Annotated in this window: 16 protein-coding genes; 9 read left to right on the top strand and 7 right to left on the bottom strand. The window is 71.7% G+C overall.

The features are described 5' to 3' along the window. Positions 1–9 precede the first annotated feature (9 nt). The gene (locus tag AC5677_RS24790) at positions 10–1,221 is read left to right on the top strand and encodes a pyridoxal phosphate-dependent aminotransferase (protein ID WP_497190126.1); all 1,212 of its coding nucleotides are present in this window, start codon (positions 10–12) and stop codon (positions 1,219–1,221) included. 124 nt (positions 1,222–1,345) lie between these two features. Continuing rightward, positions 1,346–1,804 carry an SCO4983 family protein gene (locus AC5677_RS24785; RefSeq protein WP_497190125.1) on the top strand — a complete coding sequence of 153 codons (459 nt, stop codon included), beginning with the start codon at positions 1,346–1,348 and terminating at the stop codon, positions 1,802–1,804. A gap of 114 nt (positions 1,805–1,918) precedes the next feature. Here AC5677_RS24785 and AC5677_RS24780 read toward each other — a convergent pair whose 3' ends face one another. Beyond that, positions 1,919–3,763 carry a phosphoenolpyruvate carboxykinase (GTP) gene (locus tag AC5677_RS24780; protein WP_497190124.1) on the bottom strand — a complete coding sequence of 615 codons (1,845 nt, stop codon included), beginning with the start codon at positions 3,761–3,763 and terminating at the stop codon, positions 1,919–1,921. A gap of 250 nt (positions 3,764–4,013) precedes the next feature. Between AC5677_RS24780 and trhA the strand changes: the two genes are divergently transcribed. Continuing rightward, positions 4,014–4,730, top strand: a complete 717-nt coding sequence (gene trhA / locus AC5677_RS24775) for a PAQR family membrane homeostasis protein TrhA (RefSeq protein ID WP_497190123.1) — start codon at positions 4,014–4,016, stop codon at positions 4,728–4,730. A 176-nt stretch (positions 4,731–4,906) separates the two neighbouring features. Next, entirely contained in the window at positions 4,907–5,539 is a 633-nt protein-coding gene (locus AC5677_RS24770; RefSeq protein WP_497190122.1) for a TetR/AcrR family transcriptional regulator, read from the top strand. On the opposite strand, the gene AC5677_RS24765 is transcribed toward AC5677_RS24770, so the two are convergent. The 3 genes from AC5677_RS24765 to AC5677_RS24755 all read right to left on the bottom strand — a co-directional run bounded on the left by AC5677_RS24765 (position 5,529) and on the right by AC5677_RS24755 (position 8,416). Beyond that, on the bottom strand, positions 5,529–5,930 hold the full coding sequence (locus AC5677_RS24765) for a MerR family transcriptional regulator (RefSeq protein ID WP_497190121.1): 402 nt from the start codon (positions 5,928–5,930) through the stop codon (positions 5,529–5,531). The two genes, AC5677_RS24770 and AC5677_RS24765, sit on opposite strands and share 11 nt — an antisense overlap. Continuing rightward, entirely contained in the window at positions 5,917–7,290 is a 1,374-nt protein-coding gene (locus AC5677_RS24760) for an amidase (protein WP_497190120.1), read from the bottom strand. The genes AC5677_RS24765 and AC5677_RS24760 overlap by 14 nt, the downstream gene beginning before the upstream one ends. Positions 7,291–7,375: 85 nt before the next feature. Continuing rightward, the gene (locus AC5677_RS24755) at positions 7,376–8,416 is read right to left on the bottom strand and encodes a zinc-binding dehydrogenase (RefSeq protein WP_497190119.1); all 1,041 of its coding nucleotides are present in this window, start codon (positions 8,414–8,416) and stop codon (positions 7,376–7,378) included. A 155-nt stretch (positions 8,417–8,571) separates the two neighbouring features. Between AC5677_RS24755 and AC5677_RS24750 the strand changes: the two genes are divergently transcribed. Both AC5677_RS24750 and AC5677_RS24745 read left to right on the top strand, forming a co-directional pair. Next, on the top strand, positions 8,572–9,036 hold the full coding sequence (locus AC5677_RS24750) for a MerR family transcriptional regulator (RefSeq protein ID WP_497190118.1): 465 nt from the start codon (positions 8,572–8,574) through the stop codon (positions 9,034–9,036). Between the two features lie 8 nt (positions 9,037–9,044). Next, positions 9,045–10,088 (top strand): aldo/keto reductase, encoded by a 1,044-nt coding sequence (locus AC5677_RS24745; RefSeq protein WP_497190117.1) that lies wholly within the window; start codon positions 9,045–9,047, stop codon positions 10,086–10,088. A 332-nt stretch (positions 10,089–10,420) separates the two neighbouring features. Here AC5677_RS24745 and AC5677_RS24740 read toward each other — a convergent pair whose 3' ends face one another. Further along, positions 10,421–12,499 carry a thioredoxin domain-containing protein gene (locus AC5677_RS24740; protein ID WP_497190116.1) on the bottom strand — a complete coding sequence of 693 codons (2,079 nt, stop codon included), beginning with the start codon at positions 12,497–12,499 and terminating at the stop codon, positions 10,421–10,423. Between the two features lie 332 nt (positions 12,500–12,831). On the opposite strand from AC5677_RS24740, the gene AC5677_RS24735 reads away from it, so the two are divergent. Then, entirely contained in the window at positions 12,832–16,101 is a 3,270-nt protein-coding gene (locus AC5677_RS24735) for a tetratricopeptide repeat protein (protein ID WP_497190115.1), read from the top strand. Between the two features lie 126 nt (positions 16,102–16,227). Here AC5677_RS24735 and AC5677_RS24730 read toward each other — a convergent pair whose 3' ends face one another. Both AC5677_RS24730 and mca read right to left on the bottom strand, forming a co-directional pair. Further along, entirely contained in the window at positions 16,228–16,473 is a 246-nt protein-coding gene (locus AC5677_RS24730; RefSeq protein WP_497190114.1) for an RAMP4 family protein, read from the bottom strand. A gap of 4 nt (positions 16,474–16,477) precedes the next feature. Then, complete coding sequence (mca, locus tag AC5677_RS24725; RefSeq protein ID WP_497190113.1) at positions 16,478–17,350, bottom strand: mycothiol conjugate amidase Mca; 873 nt, start codon at positions 17,348–17,350, stop codon at positions 16,478–16,480. Between the two features lie 178 nt (positions 17,351–17,528). Between mca and AC5677_RS24720 the strand changes: the two genes are divergently transcribed. After that, entirely contained in the window at positions 17,529–17,939 is a 411-nt protein-coding gene (locus tag AC5677_RS24720) for a DUF4307 domain-containing protein (RefSeq protein ID WP_497190112.1), read from the top strand. Positions 17,940–18,173: 234 nt separating this feature from the next. Beyond that, positions 18,174–18,671 (top strand): transcription elongation factor GreA, encoded by a 498-nt coding sequence (gene greA / locus AC5677_RS24715; protein WP_497190111.1) that lies wholly within the window; start codon positions 18,174–18,176, stop codon positions 18,669–18,671. Positions 18,672–18,749 lie beyond the last annotated feature (78 nt).

Here is an 18,749-nt window from a genome sequence, read left to right as displayed (position 1 = left end):
GTGGCGGACATGCAGGTGATCCAGTCAACGAAGCTCTCAGGCGTCTGCTACGAAATCCGTGGCCCGGTGCTCGAGGAGGCCATGCGGCTGGAGGCGGCGGGACACCGCATCCTCAAGCTCAACACGGGCAATCCGGCGGCGTTCGGCTTCGAGTGCCCGCCCGAGATCCTGGAGGACATCCTCCGCTCGGTCGGTACGGCGCACGGCTACGGCGACGCCAAGGGCCTGCTCTCCGCCCGCCGCGCGGTGATGCAGCACTACCAGACCAAGGGCATCGAGCTGTCGGTCGACGACATCTATCTGGGCAACGGCGTCTCCGAGCTGATCCAGATGTCGATGCAGGCGCTGCTGGACGACGGCGACGAGGTGCTCGTCCCCGCCCCGGACTACCCCCTCTGGACGGCGTCGGTCTCGCTCTCCGGCGGCACGGCCGTGCACTACCGCTGCGACGAGCAGGCGGACTGGATGCCGGACCTGGCCGACATCGAGCGCAAGGTCACCGACCGCACCAAAGCCATCGTCGTCATCAACCCCAACAACCCCACGGGTGCCGTATACGACGACGAGCTGCTGCGCGGCATCGCGGACATCGCCCGGCGCCACGGTCTGATCGTCTGCGCCGACGAGATCTACGACAAGATCCTCTACGACGACGCCGTCCACACCCCGTTCGCCTCGCTCGCCCCCGACCTGCTGACGCTGACCTTCAACGGCCTGTCCAAGGCGTACCGCGTCGCGGGCTACCGCAGCGGCTGGCTGGCGGTCTGCGGCCCCAAGCAGCACGCCTCCTCGTACATCGAGGGCCTGACGATCCTGGCCAATATGCGGCTGTGCGCCAATATGCCGGCCCAGCACGCCGTCGCCACGGCCCTCGGCGGCCGCCAGTCGATCAACGATCTGGTGCTGCCCGGCGGCCGGCTGCGCGAGCAGCGCGATACGGCCTATGAGCTGCTCACCCAGATCCCGGGCGTCAGCTGCGTCAAGCCGAAGGGCGCGCTGTACGCCTTCCCGCGGCTGGACCCGAAGGTCTACAAGGTCAAGGACGACCGGCAGATGGTGCTGGATCTGCTGCGCGCCGAGAAGATCATGATCGTCCACGGCACGGGCTTCAACTGGCCGGAGCCGGACCACTTCCGCCTGGTCACCCTGCCCAGCGCCGACGATCTGACGGATGCCGTCACCCGGATCGGCACCTTCCTCGACGGTTACGGACAGTACTGAGCCGGAGCGACTTCTATACGAATCACAACTTTAGACAAGGTCTAAGCTAGGATGGCCTCCTAGACGTTGCGAAGTGTGCCCGGATTCCCGGCTCGTCGTTCCAGCTGTTTGCAGGAGGCCCTCCATGTACGAACCGATCCGCACCAAGTCGGTCCACACCATGGCCGCCGCCGCGGAGCTTCCGCACCGCTCCCGCGAGGAGGAGCTGGACATCCGGCTCGCGGGACAGCTGACCGCGCTGCTCACCGTCACCGACGAGCTGCGCGCCCTGGCGCCGCGCGAGGGCCATCGCACGCCCGGCGCCGGCGCCCAAGACGCCGACGGCGCGGCGCTGGCCGCCGCCGCCGACCGCATCGCCGAGCAGGTCGCGCGGCTGAGCGGCCACTACCCGCTGCGCGCCGAGCCCACCGACGGCGGCGACCCGTCCCGCGTCCCGGCCCTCCAGCAGCGCGCCCACACCCTCGCCGGGAACGCCCTGGCGGTGGCCACCTCCCGGGACGACGCCGCGGCGATAGCCCTGGCGGCCGAGCGGATGGCGGCGCACGGCCCGGCCGCCGGCGTCCGGGACCTGGCCTCCGCCTGATCCTGATCCGCCGCGGCGCCCCGGCGGGCAACGGCATACGGCCGGGGCCCCGCACCTGGTGAAACCAAGCACGGGGCCCCGGCGGGGTATCAGGCGGTCCGGCCGCCGACGGCACTAGCCCAGCCGCTGCACCAGCGCCCGGTACTCGTCCCACAGCGCCTTCGGCGTGTGGTCGCCGAAGGTGTTGAGGTGCTCGGGGATCAGCGACGCCTCCTCGCGCCACACGTCCTTGTCGACGGTGAGCAGGAAGTCGAGGTCGGCGTCGGCGAGCTCCAGGCCGTTGGTGTCCAGGGCGTCCTTGGTGGGCAGCACGCCGATGGGGGTCTCGACGCCCTCGGCCTTGCCCTCCAGCCGCTCGACGATCCACTTGAGCACCCGGCTGTTCTCGCCGAAGCCCGGCCACACGAAGCGGCCCTTGTCGTCCTTGCGGAACCAGTTGACGTAGTAGATCTTCGGCAGCTTGGCCGGGTCCTTGTCGGCACCGACCTTGACCCAGTGGCCCATGTAGTCGCCCATGTTGTAGCCGCAGAACGGCAGCATGGCGAACGGGTCGCGGCGCAGCTCACCGACCTTGCCCTCGGCCGCGGCGGTCTTCTCGGACGCGACGTTCGCGCCGAGGAAGACACCGTGGTTCCAGTCGAGGGACTCCGTCACCAGCGGTACCGCGCTGGCGCGGCGGCCGCCGAAGAGGATCGCCGAGATCGGCACGCCCTTGGGGTCCTCCCACTCGGGCGCGATGGTCGGGCACTGGGCGGCCGGGACGGTGAAGCGGGCGTTGGGGTGGGCGGCCGGGACGCCGGACTCGGGGGTCCAGTCGTTGCCCTTCCAGTCCGTGAGGTGGGCCGGAGTCTCCTCCGTCATGCCCTCCCACCACACATCGCCGTCGTCGGTCAGCGCGACGTTGGTGAAGACGGAGTTGCCCCACAGGGTCTTCATGGCGTTGGCGTTGGTGTGCTCGCCGGTGCCGGGCGCGACGCCGAAGAAACCGGCCTCGGGGTTGATCGCGTAGAGCCGGCCGTCCTCGCCGAAGCGCATCCAGGCGATGTCGTCGCCGATGGTCTCCACGGTCCAGCCCGGGATCGTGGGCTCCAGCATGGCCAGGTTGGTCTTGCCGCAGGCGCTCGGGAAGGCGGCGGCGACGTACTTGGCCTCGCCCTGCGGCGGGGTCAGCTTGAGGACGAGCATGTGCTCGGCCAGCCAGCCCTCGTCACGGGCCATGACGGAGGCGATGCGCAGCGCGTAGCACTTCTTGCCGAGCAGGGCGTTGCCGCCGTAGCCGGAGCCGTACGACCAGATCTCGCGGGCCTCGGGGAAGTGCGAGATGTACTTGGTGGAGTTGCACGGCCAGGGGACGTCGGCCTCGCCCTCGGCCAGGGGGGCGCCGAGGGTGTGGACGGCCTTGACGAAGAAGCCGTCCTCGCCGAGCTCGTCGAGGACCGGCTGCCCCATGCGCGTCATGGTGCGCATCGAGACCGCGACGTAGGCGGAGTCGGTGATCTCGACGCCGATCGCGGAGAGGGGCGAGCCGAGCGGGCCCATGCAGAACGGGACGACGTACATCGTCCGGCCCTTCATCGCGCCGCGGAAGATGCCCTTGTCACCGGCAAAGCCGCTGTCTCCACCGGTAAAGATGGCCCGCATTTCGGCGGGGGCCTTCCAGTGGTTCGTCGGGCCGGCGTCCGCCTCCTTCTCGGAGCAGATGAAGGTGCGGTCCTCCACCCGGGCCACGTCCGAGGGGTCGGAGGCGGCGTAGTACGAGTTGGGGCGCTTGATCGGGTCGAGCTTCTTGAAGGTGCCCTTGTCGACGAGCTCCTCGCACAGACGCTCGTACTCCGCCTCCGAGCCGTCACACCAGACGACCCGGTCGGGCTGGGTGATCGCCGCGATCTCGTCGACCCAGGAGATCAGGTCCTGGTGACGGGTGGGGGCGGGTGAGGGAGCCGCGTTGTCGCGCGCCACGATCGCTCCTAGATGAGGGTGTGGACGAATTTCCGGCCGGTACGCCGGAGAAATCCGCTGTGTTGTTGGTTTTTCGCTTACCTGCCCCTTGGGGGCCGCGACCCGGATGCTTCGTGACCGCTCATCCGGTGCCGACCGCACTCATTTGATCATCCGACCCCGATAGAGTTCTGTCCAGAGGGCGCCTTCGTGACCGTCACCACTTCTCGACAGAGGGGTAACCTACGGTCGCGTAGGTAGCATGACGGCCATGACATCCGCGCCCGACGCAGCCGAGAGCCCCGCCTCCCCCGGGACCGGCACCGTCTCCGCGGTCGCCCCCGCGGCCGCACCACTCAAGCCACGACTCCGGGGCTGGCTGCACGCCGGAATGTTTCCCGCCGTGCTGATGTCCGGCGTGATACTCACAGCCCTCGCCGACAGCCCCCGCGGCCGCCTGGCCTGCGCCATCTACACGCTTTCGGCCTGCCTGCTGTTCGGGATCAGCGCGCTGTACCACCGCGGTAACTGGAGCCCGAGAACCGACGGCATCCTGCGCCGACTGGATCACGCCAACATCTTCCTGATCATCGCGGGCACCTATACGCCGCTGACGATGCTGCTCGTCCCGGGCACCCGCGGCCAGACGCTCCTCTGGGCCGTCTGGGCGGCCGCCCTGGCCGGGATCGCCTTCCGCGTCTTCTGGGTCGGCGCCCCGCGCTGGCTCTACACCCCCTGCTACATCGCCATGGGCTGGGCCGCCGTCTTCTTCCTCCCCGACTTCCTGCGGACGGGCGGGATCGCGGTGCTGGTGCTGGTCATCGTCGGCGGCCTCCTCTACAGCGCGGGCGGCGTGATCTACGGGATCAAGCGCCCCAACCCCTCACCGCGGTGGTTCGGCTTCCACGAGGTCTTCCACTCGCTCACGCTGGCGGCGTTCGTCGTGCACTACGTCGGGATCTCCCTGGTGGCCTATTCGCACGCTTGAGCAACCGCGGGCGCCCGCAAGGCGCCTTCCGGCAGATGGCCGCGACCTTCGGGTCGCGGCCATCTGGCGTGCCGGGGCCGTCGCGCCGCCCACCCCGCACGCCCCGCTCCCGGGCACCGCTCGGGCGCGGACACGGGCATGGTCACCGGGACGCCCGATGGCCGACAATGAGGGCCATGGTCACCGCACGTAGCTCCGTATCCGCCCTCGCCGCCTCCGGAGCTCCCCGGCCCGGACTGCGGGAGCGGAAGAAGATCCAGACCCGGCAGGCGATCCGCCGTGCGGCCTACCGGCTCTTCGCGGAGCAGGGCTACGAAGCGACCCCCGTCGACCGGATCGCCGAGGCCGCGGAGGTCTCGCCCAGCACGGTCTTCCGCTACTTCCCCACGAAGGAGGACATCGTCCTGACCGACGAGTACGACCTCCTGCTCGAGGCGGGGCTGCGGGCCCGTCCGGCGGACGAGCCGATGGTCGAGTCGATGCGCCATGTCACCGTCGCGGCGCTGGCCGAGCTCGCCGAGGCGGACCGTGCGGAACTCGTCCAGCGGATGCGGCTGGTCCGCGAGGTGCCCGCCATCAGGGGCCGCACGGCGGAGAACACCGCCCGGGACGCCGGGATGATCAGCGCCCTGCTCGCGGAGCGTTCCGGACGCGCGGCCGACGACCTGGAGGTACGCGTCATCAGCGCGGCGATCCTGGCGGCCCTTCAGGAGGCGCTGCTGCGCTGGGTCGAGGCCGGTCCGGACGCCGATCCGGGGGCGCTCGTCCACCGGACGATGGACGTCCTGGCGCGCGGCCTCACGGTCTGAGGGGCGGGCCCGCCCCCGGCTCCCCCAGCCGGGCCGCGAGCCGCCCGCGCAGCTGCGACAGCCGCGCGATACGGGCATCCAGGTCGGCGAGCCGACGCCGGGCCACCACCTCCGGGAGGGCGCACCGCCGCGCCCGGGAGTCCTTGGATATCAGCTCCGGTATGCCCTCGGCCGGCAGGGTGGCCAGCAGATGCGCGAAGGTCCGCACGTCGCCGACGGTCAGCCCCGCCGCGCGCAACTCGCGGACCGCCCGGAGCCGGCGGATGTCCTGCGCGTCGTACTCCCGATGGCCCGCGGGCGTCCGACGGGCCGTCACCAGGCCCTGCTGCTCGTAGTACCGCAACGTCCGCGGCGTCAGCCCGGCGGCGGCCGCGGCCTCACCGATGCGCATCGCCGCCGCCCTCCTCGGCACCTGGCCGCCGCTGCCCCGCTGTTGCGGCCGACGCGCTCCCGAGCGCGTCCTCGACCCCTGCGGCGGCCCGCAGCAGCTCCTCGTCCGCGCCGGCCGGGCCGACGAGCTGGAGCCCGAGCGGCAGACCGTTGGCGGCGCGGCCGGCCGGCAGGCCGAGGGACGGCAGACCGGCGTTGCTCCACGGAAGGCACATGACCGACTTCCCGGTGCTGCCGAGGTCCGCGGGCGCGGGGCCGGTGGCCGCCGGGGTCATCCAGAAGTCGATGCCGGCCGCCTCCGCCTCCGCGGCGAGCCGTTCGCGGAACGCGGCCCGCCGGATCCGGGCCGCCTCGTAGGCGTCGTCCCCGATCGCCCGGCCCTCCCGTATGGCCGCCGCCGTCTCCTCCCGATAGCGGTCCCCGAACCGGGCGAACCACTCGGCGTGGGCACGGGCGACCTCGTAGCGGTTCATCGTGAAGAGCTGCTCGACGACCTGGTCGAAGTCGCCCATCACCGGCACTTCGGTGACCGCATACCCCGCCGCCCGCAGCACCTCGCTCTGCTTCTCGAAGGCGCGCAGGGCCTCGTCTCCGGCGCGCTCCAGATAGGGCCCGACCGGTATGCCGAGCACGGGCCGCCCCGTCCCGGACGCCTCGCGCCGCCATCCGTCGCACAGGACCGACGCCGCGAGCGCCACCCCCGCCACATCGGCCGCGTAGCACCCGAGGGTGTCGAAGCCGATGGCGTTGGGGATCACCCCATCCGTCGGGATCCGGCCGTAACTCGGCTTGAAGCCCACCACACCGCAGTACGCGGCGGGGCGGATCATCGAGCCGACGGTTTGCGTGCCGATGGCGAGCGGCACCATCCCGGCGGCCACCGCGGCCGCCGAGCCGCTGCTCGAACCCCCTGGTGTATGCGCCAGGTTATGGGGATTGCGGGTCGGACCGGGGGCCGTGACGGCGAACTCGGCGGTGACGGTCTTGCCCGCTATCAGGGCCCCGGCGGCCACCAGCCGGTCCACGACCGTGGCCTGCGCGCCGCCCAGCACCTCGGGCGGCAGCGCCGACCCCGCCCTCGTGGGCAGCCCGTCGACATGCACGATGTCCTTGATGCCGACGGATATGCCGTACAGCGGTGGCCGCTCGGCGGGCCCCGGCGGACCGGCGGCCGCGAGCCGCCGCGCCGCCTCCAGGAGCCGCGTGCGCCGCTCCGGCTCGGGCACGAAGGCCCGCACCCGTGCGTCGACGGCGTCGATACGGTCACAGATACGCGTGGCCGCGGCGACGGGGTCGTCCGCTCCGGACCGCAGCGCCGCGGTCTCCCGGACCAGTGATCGGTACCTCAGCAAGGTCTCCACGCTCGCAGGCTACCGCCGGCCACTGACAGTCCCGCGGCGCCCGCCCGGCACCGCCCCGCGCACCGCCCCGCGCACCGCCCCGCGCTCACAACTCCACGACCACAGCGCCCAGATGACGCCCCTCGGTGAGCTCGCGCAGCGCCCGCGGCGCCTGCTCGATGCCGTGCAGCCGGGCGTGCGGGAAGGTGAGGGTGCCGTCGCGCAGGCCCTCGGCGAACCGCCGGTGCCACTCCGGGACCAGGTCGCGGTGGTCGTGGAGGGCGACGCCGCGCAGGGTGATGCCGCGGGAGAGCAGCGAGAGGGTGTCGATCGGCGTCGGGGCCGGGCCTTCCGCGGAGAGCTGGCCGGCCAGTGCGCCCACGATCGCCAGCCGGGCGCCCCTGTTGGCGAGCGCGAGCGCCGCCTGCAGCTGCTCGCCGCCCACGTTGTCGAAGAGCGCGTCGATGCCCTCCGGCGCGGCCTTGCGCAGCTGCTCCTCGATGGACCCCGCGCCGCGGATCACCACCGCGTCATAGCCCAGCTCCTTGATCAGCCGGTCGGCCTTCTCCTGCGAGCCCGTACTGCCGATGACCCGGGCGGCGCCGTACTGGCGGGCGAGCGGGCCCGCCAGGGAGCCCACGCCGCCCGCCGCCCCGGTGACGAACACCGTGTCCCCGGGGCGCACTTCGGCGCCGCGGGCGATGCCCATCAGGGCGGTGGGGCCCTGGGAGAGGTAGGCGGCCGGGTCGGGCATGAGGTCCGGGTCGAGGCGGTGTGCCCCGTCCGCGTCGAGCAGGCTGTACTCGCGCCAGCCGAGCCGGTGTTCCACCAGGTCACCGGGGTTGAGGTCGGTCCCCGGGGCGGCCACCACCTCGCCCACCGCGGCCCCGTGCAGCGGCGCCCCGATCTCGTACGAGGGCATCGGCACCGCGCTGGTCTCGTCCATGAGCGTGCGCATCACGGCGGCGACACCCATGTGGGTGTTGCGCACCAGCACCTGGCCGGGCTCCGGTTCGGGCACCGGCACCTCCACGATCGCGAAGAGGTCGTCGGTGACCGGCCCTTGGGGGCGCGCGGCCAGGCGGACTTCACGGTGTGTGCGGTTCGCCGTGTCGCTCGTCGCGTGGTTCGTCATGCGGTTCGTCATGCGCCGAGGCTAGGACTTGACGTACGCGTCAAGGTCAAACCGGGCGTCGCGATGCCGGCGCCGGCGGAGGCGCCCGGCTCAGGGGGCCCGGCTCAGGAGACCCGGCGCGGACGGCACTTGCTTCAAGTGCACTTGAAGGTTCTAGCGTGGTCCGCATGACGGTGAGCGACAGCACCCCCGTGGATTCCCCGCCCGTGGACGTCTGCGTGGCCGCCGGGTCCGCCCCTCCGCGGCCCGACGGCCAGGACAGCTACACGATCAGCGAGGTCGCGGACTGGACCGGGCTCAGCGCTCCCACCCTGCGCTGGTACGAGGAGATCGGTCTGATGCCGAAGGTGGCGCGGTCGCCCACCGGGCAGCGCCGCTTCGACAACAGGGACCTGGACTGGCTCTCGTTCGTGGCCAGGCTGCGGATGACCGGGATGCCGATCGCCGACATGGTCCGCTTCGCGGAGCTGGTCCACCGGGGCGAGGAGACCTTCGGTGAGCGGGAGGCGATCCTGCGGCAGACCCGGCACGAGGTCGTCGCACGCATCGCGGAGCTGCAGGAGACCGTCGTCGTTCTCGACGCCAAAATCGACTTCTACGCGGGCGCCCCAGGGGCGCCGGAAAGGGCCTGAGCGCCATCATGAGCAGCACCATCGAGCAGATACCCAAGGTCGAGCTGGGCAACGGCGGCCCCCTCGTCGGTGTCCAGGGCTTCGGCGCCATGGGCATCAGCGCCGCCTACGGGGACACCGACGACGCGGCGGCCCGCGACACCCTGGAGGCCACCGTCGAGGCGGGCGTCACCCTCATCGACACCGCCGATATGTACGGCGTCGGCGCCAACGAGGAGTTCCTCGCACCGTTCGTCGCCGCGCACCGCGACGAGATCACGCTGGCCACCAAGTTCGGCATCGAGTACCGGACCGACGACCCGGCCTACCGGGCCATCCGCAACGATCCCGGCTACATCAAGAAGGCCGTCGAGGAGAGCCTTCGGCGCCTGAACGTCGAGGTCATCGACCTCTACTACATGCACCGCCGGGACCCCGCCGTCCCGCTCGCCGAGTCCGTCGGCGCGATGGCCGAACTGGTGCGGGAGGGCAAGGTCAAGCACCTCGGCCTGAGCGAGGTCACCGGTGCCGAGCTGCGGGAGGCGCATGCCGTGCACCCGATCGCCGCCCTCCAGACGGAGTGGTCGGTCTTCAGCCGGGACGTCGAGCGCAGCGCGGTGGGTGCGGCCGCCGCGCTCGGGGTCGCCTTCGTGCCGTACTCGCCGCTCGGCCGGGGCTTTCTGACCGGTGCCTTCACCGATGCGGGCAAGGATCTCTCCGGCAGCGATTTCCGGCAGTTGCTGCCGCGCTTCACCGGTGACAACGCCAAGGCGAACGCCGCTCTCCTGGCACCTCTGCACAAGATCGCAGCCGGTCACGGTGCCACCACGGCGCAGGTCGCCCTGGCCTGGGTGCAGCAGCGGGCCCAGGCGCACGGCCTGACCGTCGTGCCGATCCCCGGAACCCGCAGGCGCAGCCGCCTTCTGGAGAACGCCGCGGCCACCCGGATCACGCTGACCGCGGAGGAGCTGGCGCTGCTGGAGCCGATCGCCGGCCAGGTGGCGGGCGACCGCTACTCGGACATGTCCCTCACCTCCGCGGCCCGGGAGGTCCCGGGTCCGTCATCGGAGTGATCCGGGGCGCTGTTTCCCGCTGTCCTCGGCGAGGAACCCTGCCTGTGAGGAACCCGGCCCGTTCCGCACGGCCTTCCCCGTTCCCGGCGATATGACCCACGTCGACGCCGACACCGCCGCCGACACCGCCGCCGACACCGCCGCCGGGACCAGCGGCAAGACCCCCTTCGAGCTCCTCGGCGCCGCCCTCGACGACGTCGTACGGGACGCCAGCGCCCGGCAGGACTCCCGTACGCCCCGACCCGCCCGAACCGCCGCCGGACCCGCCGGACCCGCGCCGGGACTTCAGGCGGGTGCGGCGGCTACCGGGCGGGACGCAGCCAGGCGGGCCCTTATGCCCGCAGCCGCGCCGCCAGCTCCTCCGGGTCGGTCGTCGGCCGCTCACAGGTGAAGTGCCGGCAGACATACGCCGCCGGACGGCCGTCGACCAGGGGGCGGTCCATGAGCAGCGGGAGCTCGTCGGCATCGTCCGAACCGGGCGCGCCCACGGCGACCACCGTGCCGGGGGCCGTACCGAGCAGGGCGGCGCGGTGGAGGGCGGCGGTGGCGGGATCGTCCTGCGGGCCCACGACCGCGACCTCGTGGGGGCCGGCCAGCGCGGCCTCGGCGACCGCGAGGCCCCAGCCGATGAAGCGTGGGGCGCGGCCGCCGAGGGCGGTGACGATGCCCAGGGCGCGTTCGGCGGCGTCCCGGTGGAGGGCGCTGCCGGTCAGGGCCGCGTACGAGAGCAGGGCCCCGGCGGCGGCGGTCCAGCCGGAAGGGGTCGCGTTGTCGGTGGGGTCCTGGGGGCGGCGGATCAGCGTCTCGGCGTCGGCGGCGGTGTCGTAGAGGGCGCCGTCGGGGGTGGTGAACTGGACGAGGACGGTGTCCAGGAAGAAGCCGGCGAACTCCACCCAGACCCCCTCCCCGGTGACGGAGGCCAGCGTCAGGAACCCCTCGGCGACATTGGCGTAATCCTCCAGGACGCCGGAGTTGGCCCCCGGGACGCCGTCCTTGGAGGTGCGGTGCAGCCGGGCCTGCCAGTCCATGTGGACGCGGACCAGGAGGTCGGCGGCGTCGGTGGCGGCCTGGATCAGATCGGGACGGTCGAAATAGGCGCCGGTCTCGGCGAGCGCGGCGATGGCCAGGCCGTTCCACGAGGCGACCACCTTGTCGTCCCGGCCGGGACGCGGCCGCTGCGCGCGCGCCGCGAGCAGCCGCTCCTTGACGGAGGCCACCCGCTCGTCGTCCACCGGGCCCTCGGCCGTATCGGGCAGCTGGAGGACGGAGGCGCCCTCCTCGAAGGTGCCCTCCGATGTGACGCCGAAGTAGGCGGCGGCGAACTCCGCGTCCTTCTCACCCAGTACGGAACGCAGCTGCTCCGGGGTCCAGACGTAGTAGGCGCCCTCGACGTGCTTGCCGGACCCCGAGCCGTCGTCACTGTCCGCGTCCAGTGCGGAGGCGAATCCGCCCTGTCCGGTGCGGAGTTCACGGACCATGAAGTCGGCGGTCTCCACGGCGATCCGGCGGGCCAGGTCGCCGAGTCCGTCAGCGGCTCCGCCGCCGGCGGTGGCGCGCCACAGGTGTGCGTAGGTGCGGCAGAGAAGGGCGTTGTCGTAGAGCATCTTCTCGAAGTGGGGCACCGTCCAGGTGGCGTCCACCGCGTACCGGGCGAACCCGCCGCCCAGCTGGTCGTAGATGCCGCCGCGGGCCATCGCCGCGCAGGTCGCCTGGACCATTTCCAGGGCGGCGGCGGAGCCCGTGCGGGCGTGGTGGCGAAGGAGGAACTCCAGCACCATGGACGGCGGGAACTTGGGCGCGCCGCCGAATCCGCCCCGCACCGCGTCGAATTCGCGGGTCAGGCCCATCAGGGCGGTGTGCAGTTCCTCGGGGCGCGGCGGGCGGCGCTCCGCGGGCAGCGCGTCGGTGAGCGAGCGGCCCGCCAGGTCGGCGACGATCCGGCCGGCGGTCTCGTCGACCTCGTCACGGCGGTCGGCCCAGGCGCTGCGTACGCCCTCCAGGACCTGCCCGAAGGACGGCATGCCGTGGCGGGGCGCGGGCGGGAAGTACGTGCCGAAGTAGAAGGGCTGTGCGTCGGGGGTGAGGAACACCGTCATCGGCCAGCCGCCCTGGCCGGTCGCGGCCTGTACCGCCTCCATGTAGACCGCGTCGACGTCCGGGCGCTCCTCGCGGTCGACCTTGACGGCGACGAAGTGGTCGTTGAGCAGGGCGGCGGTGGCCGGGTCCTCGAAGCTCTCATGGGCCATCACATGACACCAGTGGCAGGAGCTGTACCCGACGCTGAGCAGCACCGGGACGCCGCGCCGTCTCGCTTCCTCGAACGCGTCGGGGGACCACGGCCACCAGTCGACCGGGTTGTCGGCGTGCTGGAGCAGATACGGGGAAGTCTCATGGGCCAGGCGGTTCGGCATGGGTCCATCCTCTCCCACTGCGACGGGGTGCGTCGGGAGCGGAGGGAGTTGGTGTCCGGAGTTGTCCACAGGCCGGTTATCCACAGGCCTGCCGGAATGTGCGCGGACGCGGAACACTGTGCGTACGGAGACGATCACCGCCGGAGCCGAACCGTCCGGGACGGCTGAACGTCCGACACCACTGGAACCACTGGAACGACCGACACCACGGGAACGACCGGAACGGCCGGAACGATCGGAACGACCGGCGCCTCTGGAACAACGGGAACCACCGGAACAACGGGAACCACCGGAACCACCGGAACTACTGCAACTGCTGGAGGGGGATTCGCATGCCTGGCTCACTGGCTGTGCTGCGTGAGGAGCACCGTGCGGAGGCGGCAGAGCTGTTGGCGCGGGCCGTGGAGGAAGAGACACGGCGTTCGGGCGGGCGGCTCGACGGGAGCGCGCTGCTCGGCAGGGCACGCGCGGCGCTGGACGAGATCGCCGGCGCCGCGGCCGAGGAGTACGCCGCCTATGTGCGGGCGCTGGACGAGACGGGGGCCGGGCAGCGCCCGCTCGCCACGCGGCTGACGCGCAAGGAGCTGGGCACTCCGGCGGTGGCGACGGCCGTGGCGGCGGTGGCGGCCTTCGGTACGGATCTGGCGTACGGCACGGGCGCGGGCCCGGCGCTGGGAGTCGGCGCCGCCGTGGTGGTGGCGGGCGCCGCGGCCACGGTGGTGAAGCTGGCCGCGGGCCATCTGCCGGCCGCGCACGAGCAGGCGGGGAAGCGGGGCCAACCCGGCGGCCCGGAACAGTTGCGGCTCCAGTGGCTGACGGCGCTGGAGGTGCGGGGCATCCGGCCGTTCCTGGATCAGCAGCGGATGCTGACGGCGACCCGCGGCAGCGGCGCGCTGTCCAAGACGGCCGGCGGCAAGGCCTCCCGGGGCCCCCAGCTGCGCGGCGGGGACCGTAGCGCGGCCGCCCGGCAGCGGTCCGTACTGGAGCACTCATTCTCCCAACTCCCCAGCCCCGACGGGCCGTTCGCGGGCCGACGGGCGGAGCTGGCGGCGATCGCGCAGTGGGTGCACGCGGCCCGCGCGAGTACGGAGACCAAGCCGACGGTGGTGGTACTGCACGGCGAGCCGGGTTCGGGGCGGACGGCGCTGGCGGTGCGGGCGACCCACCAGCTGCGCGATCAGTTCCGTGGCGCGTGTGTGGTCGATCTGCGCGGCGACACCCCCGGCGAGATGCCGCTGCCGACCCGCAACGCCCTGCTGCATCTGCTCAACCGGCTCGGGGCGCCCCGCGAACAGCTGCTGTTCCGCGAGCGGACGTCCCAGGAACAGCACGTCAAGCGGCTGACCGAGCTCTACCACCAGCATGTGGCGGGCCTTCCGGTGACGGTCCTGCTGGACGACGCCTCGGATCCCGAGCAGGTGCGCACGCTGGTGCCGGACCGCTCCGACAGCCTGGTGCTGGTGACTTCCCGCGAGCCGCTGGAGCTGCCCGACGACCTCCAGGCCTGGGTGCATCAGCTGCCGGTGGGGCCGCTGGACGCGGCGGGCACCGAGGAGCTGCTGCGGGCCGCCGCGGACGGCACGGCGGACGAAGCGGGCCCCTACGACTCCCAGGCGATCGAGCGGATCGTGGAGCAGTGCGCGGGCCTGCCGCTGGCGCTGCGGGTGGCGGGCTCCTCGGTGGGCGCGCGCACCCCGGCCGCGCTGGCCGCGGATCTGGCGTCGTACGACGCGGCGACGCCGGTGGAGCGGGCCCTGTCGCTGCGCTACGCCGACCAGTCGGAGCCGGCCCGGCGGCTGCTGCGCCGGCTGGCACTGGTGGGCAGGGCGTCCTTGGGCGCGGCGGCCGCGGCGGCGCTGCTGGGGGTGGAAAACCCGGAGGCGGAACGGCAGTTGACGACGCTGGCGGAGGCCGGGCTGATAGAGCATGTGCGCGGCAAGCGGTACCGCCTGCACACCCTGGTGCACCGCTTCGCGTACGGCCGGCTGACCTCCGAGGAGTCGCCGGAGGAGCGGGTCGCGGCCCAGGAGCGGCTGATCCGCGGCTATGCGGAGCTGGCCGACTCGGTCATCCGCCTGGTCGACGGCCGTACGTCCACGCGCGCCGACCGCTTCGGGTCGCACGGCTTCACCTCCCTGGACGCGGCCCTGCAGTGGCTGGACGACGAGTCGAGCTTCATCACGTCCGCGCTGGCGCACACCGACCAGGAAGTGGACCAGGCGACGGTCTCGCATCTGCTGGGTGCGCTGGCCGACTACTGCCTGCTGCGCGGCGACCTCTACCGCCTCGGTGAGCTGAACGAACTGACCCGGGCGGTCGGCCAGGGCCTGCTGATGCGTTCGGTGCAGTGGCGTACGGGCGTCGCGGCCCGGCAGCTGGGCGAGCTGGACAAGGCGCGCACGACGCTGTCGTCGGTGGTGGACCTGTATTTCGAGGCGCAGCATCCGGTCGGTGCCGCCCGTGCGCTGCGCGATCTGGGCATCACGCTCCAGCAGCAGGGCAATCTGACCGAGGCCGCGGCCAAGCTGCGGGAGGCGCTGCAGATGCAGTCCGGCCCCGATATGCACGGCGACCGGGCCTGGACGCTGCATGCGCTGGCGGCGGTGGAGCGGGACCGCGCGGGGATCGCCGAGGCGCTCGCCCTGCTGCGTGAGGCGCTGGAGCTGCACGAGGAGAGCGAGAGCGTGCACGGCCAGGCGTGGGCGCACTTCCAGCTCGGCCAGGTGTATCTGCGGATGGGCGAGGTGCCGCGGGCCGAGGAGGCGCTGGGCGCCGCGATGGAGCTCTACGGGCGGACGCAGGACGAGCGTGGTGAGGCCTGGGCGATGACCCAGCTGGCGCGGGCCAGGCTGGTGGACGGTGATCCGGACCCGGCCGCCGACCAGCTGCGGCAGGCCCTGTCACTGCACCAGCGGCACGAGGACGCCCGCGGCGAGGCCTGGACGATGTACTACCTGGGCCAGGCGCTGGAGGAGCAGGGCGAGCAGGACGCGGCGCTGCGGCAGCTGGAACGGTCGCGGACGATGTTCAGCCGGATGCAGGACGGCTACGGCCTGGCGTGTGCCCGGCATCATTCGGGGCGGGTCACCCGGGACCTGCGGGCCGCGCAGACGGGTTCGCTGCGCAACAGCGGCTTCGCCCGGCAGCTGCTGCAGGACGCCCGGAAGGACTTTCAGCGGATCGCGGTGCCGCACGGCGAGGCCTGGTCGTGCCTGGAGCTGGTGATCATCGACGCCGGCAACGGGCGGGCGGCGCAGGCCCTGGAGCTGGCCGACGAGGCGGCGCGGATCTTCGCCGGGTACGGCGATCGGCGCGGCGAGGACTGGGCTCGCTTCCTGCGCTGCACGCTGCTGCCGTTCGCCTCACCGGGCGGCTCCGTCGTGGGCACGGCCGTGGCGCAGGAGGAGCTGGCGCAGCTCGTACGGGAGGGGCACGCGGCCCGCGACGGGAAGCTGACGGAGTGCGCGGAGGCGTTCGCGCTGCTGTTGGAGCGCGGGGTGGAGCCGGAAACGGGGTGGCAGGCGTGGCGGCTCGGCATGCTGCCCAGCCGCCATGCGCGTGAGGTCATGGGTATAGCCGTCGCACCGGCCGCCGCGGACTGACGCCGGCGCGGGGCACGGCGCGGCTCGCTGACCGCTTGGATCAGCGAGCCGCCGGGCCGGTCAGCCGGCCGTAACCCATCGGCCGACCGTCGACCGCACCCGGTCCCGGGTGTGCCCGGAGGTTCCTCAGCTGGTCTTCGGCTTCGGCACCGTCGGGGTGGCGGAGGCGGTCGCCTCGCCCTCCTCCGGCGCCTCTTCGAAGTCGACCTTCTTCATCTGCTTGTTCATGGACTTCATCAGCAGCCACACGGCGCCGCCGATGACCGCGAAGACGATGAAGCCGAGGACGCCGGGGGTCACCTTGTCCTTGTCGAAGCTGTCGGCAAGGGTGACGAAGTGCGTCAGGGCGAGGGTGCTGGTCGCGCTCATCATGGGGTCAATTGTTGCGGATGCCCGCGAAGAGGTCGTCCTCGGGGAGGGAAGTGTCCACGAGCGACTTCGCGAGCTCGTACTCCTCCGTCGGCCAGACCTCGCGCTGGATGTCCATCGGGACCCGGAACCAGCCGCCGTCGGGGTCGATCTGAGTGGCGTGCGCGATCAGCGCCTTGTCGCGGATCTCGAAGAAGTCGGCGCACGGGATGTAGGTGGTCAGGGTGCGCTCGCGCTGCTCGAACTGCTTCCAGCGCTCCAGCCACTCGCCGTACGGCGAGTCCATGCCCCGCTCCAGCAGCGCCTCGTGCAGCGCGATGGTGCGCGGCTTGTTGAAGCCCTGGTTGTAGTAGAGCTTCTGGGGCTGCCAGGGCTCACCGGCCTCCGGGTACTTCTCCGGGTCGCCGGCCGCCTCGAAGGCCACCATCGTGATCTTGTGGGTCATGATGTGGTCCGGGTGCGGGTAGCCGCCGTTCTCGTCGTAGGTCGTGATGACCTGCGGCTTGAACTCACGGATCAGCTTGACCAGCCGCCCGGCCGCCTCGTCGACGTCCTGCAGCGCGAAGCAGCCCTCGGGCAGCGGCGGCAGCGGGTCGCCCTCGGGCAGCCCGGAGTCGACGAAGCCCAGCCACTCCTGCTTGACGCCCAGGATCTCCCGGGCCTCGTCCATTTCCTTCTTCCGTACCTCGTGGATGTGCTCCTCGATGTACGGGTCGCCCTGGAGCTTGGGGTTGAGGATGGAACCTCGCTCGCCTCCTGTGCAGGTGGCGACCAGCACGTCCACCCCCTCGGACACGTACTTGGCCATGGTGGCCGCACCCTTGCTCGACTCGTCGTCGGGGTGGGCGTGGACCGCCATCAATCGCAGCTGCTCAGTCAAGACTCGATCCTCAGTGAAAGGCTGGGTGAAAGGCTGGGTGCAAGGCTTAAGAAGATGCCTCCTATAGTGACCGAAGCGAGGGGGCGCTGTATTCCCTGAACCCATCCCTGGGCCGGAGACCCTTCGGGCTCCACCGCTTCAGGGCCCCGTACAGGTCCCCGTACCAGGAGGAATGATCATGACGGCGGTGCGCGACGGACTCCCGGACGGACGCTACGGCCGCCCCGCGGACCAGCGCACGGACCGCAAGCTCAAGATCATCGGCGCGGTGCTGGGCGTCGCACTGCTCGGCGTGGTCGGCTGGGCCGGCGCCTCGTACATCGCCGGACAGGACCTCAGCGGCCGGATCATCACCTGGGACGCGGTGTCCGACAGCGCCGTCAAGGTGACTCTCGAGGTCATCAAGGACAAGGACGACAAGGGCGTGTGCACGCTCCGCTCCCAAGCAGCGGACGGCTCCGAGGTGGGGCGCAAGGACGTCACCATCGACCAGCGCACGGACCAGGTGAACACCGAGATCACGCTGCGCACCACCAAGCGTGCCACCAACGCCATCCTGGTCGGCTGCCAGGCAGCCGGAGGCAACTGACAGGGGCATGTCGCATCTCCGCCTCGCGGTCCGGCATGCCCGGCGCACGGGGCCGGGCGCCGCGCGGGGGGAACGCCTCTGAGCAGCGACGATGCGTCGCTGTGCGTTCGCTGTGCAATTCCCCCTCCCCGTTTTGTGCCGGAATTGTTAGGCTCGTGGTTTCGCCCACCCGTGAAGGCGCAAACCTTCCTGGTAGGGCGTTTGATTTATCCCCAGTACCGACGAGGAGCACCTGTGACCCAGACCAGCGACAACGTCACCTGGCTTACCCAGGAGGCGTATGACCAGCTCAAGGCCGAGCTGGAGCACCTGTCTGGTCCCGCCCGCGCCGAGATCACCGAAAAGATCGCGGCGGCCCGCGAGGAGGGCGACCTCAAGGAGAACGCCGGGTATCACGCCGCCAAGGAAGAGCAGGGCAAGCAGGAGCTTCGCGTCCGCCAGCTGACCCAGCTGCTGCAGTCGGCGAAGGTCGGCGAGGCCCCCGCCGCCACTGGCGTCGTCGCCCCCGGCACGGTCGTCACCATCGCGTTCGACGGAGACCCGGACGACACGCTCGAGTTCCTGCTGGCCTCGCGGGAGTACGCGAGCTCGGACATCGAGACCTACTCCCCGCAGTCCCCACTGGGGGCGGGTGTGAACGGCAAGAAGATCGGCGAAACCGCCGAGTACGAGCTCCCGAACGGCAAGAAGGCGACCGTGAAGATCCTGGAGGCCAAGCCGTACTCCGGCTGAGGCCCGCAGCATCAAACAGGGCATGAAGCGGCCCGGAGCCTGAGGAGCGCTCCGGGCCGCTTCACTGTGTGTACACAC

The organism is Streptomyces sp. JLSY215 (genome assembly GCF_059682825.1).
Note: the sequence above shows the minus strand (reverse complement) of the source record. Positions and strands in the feature narration are given on the sequence as shown.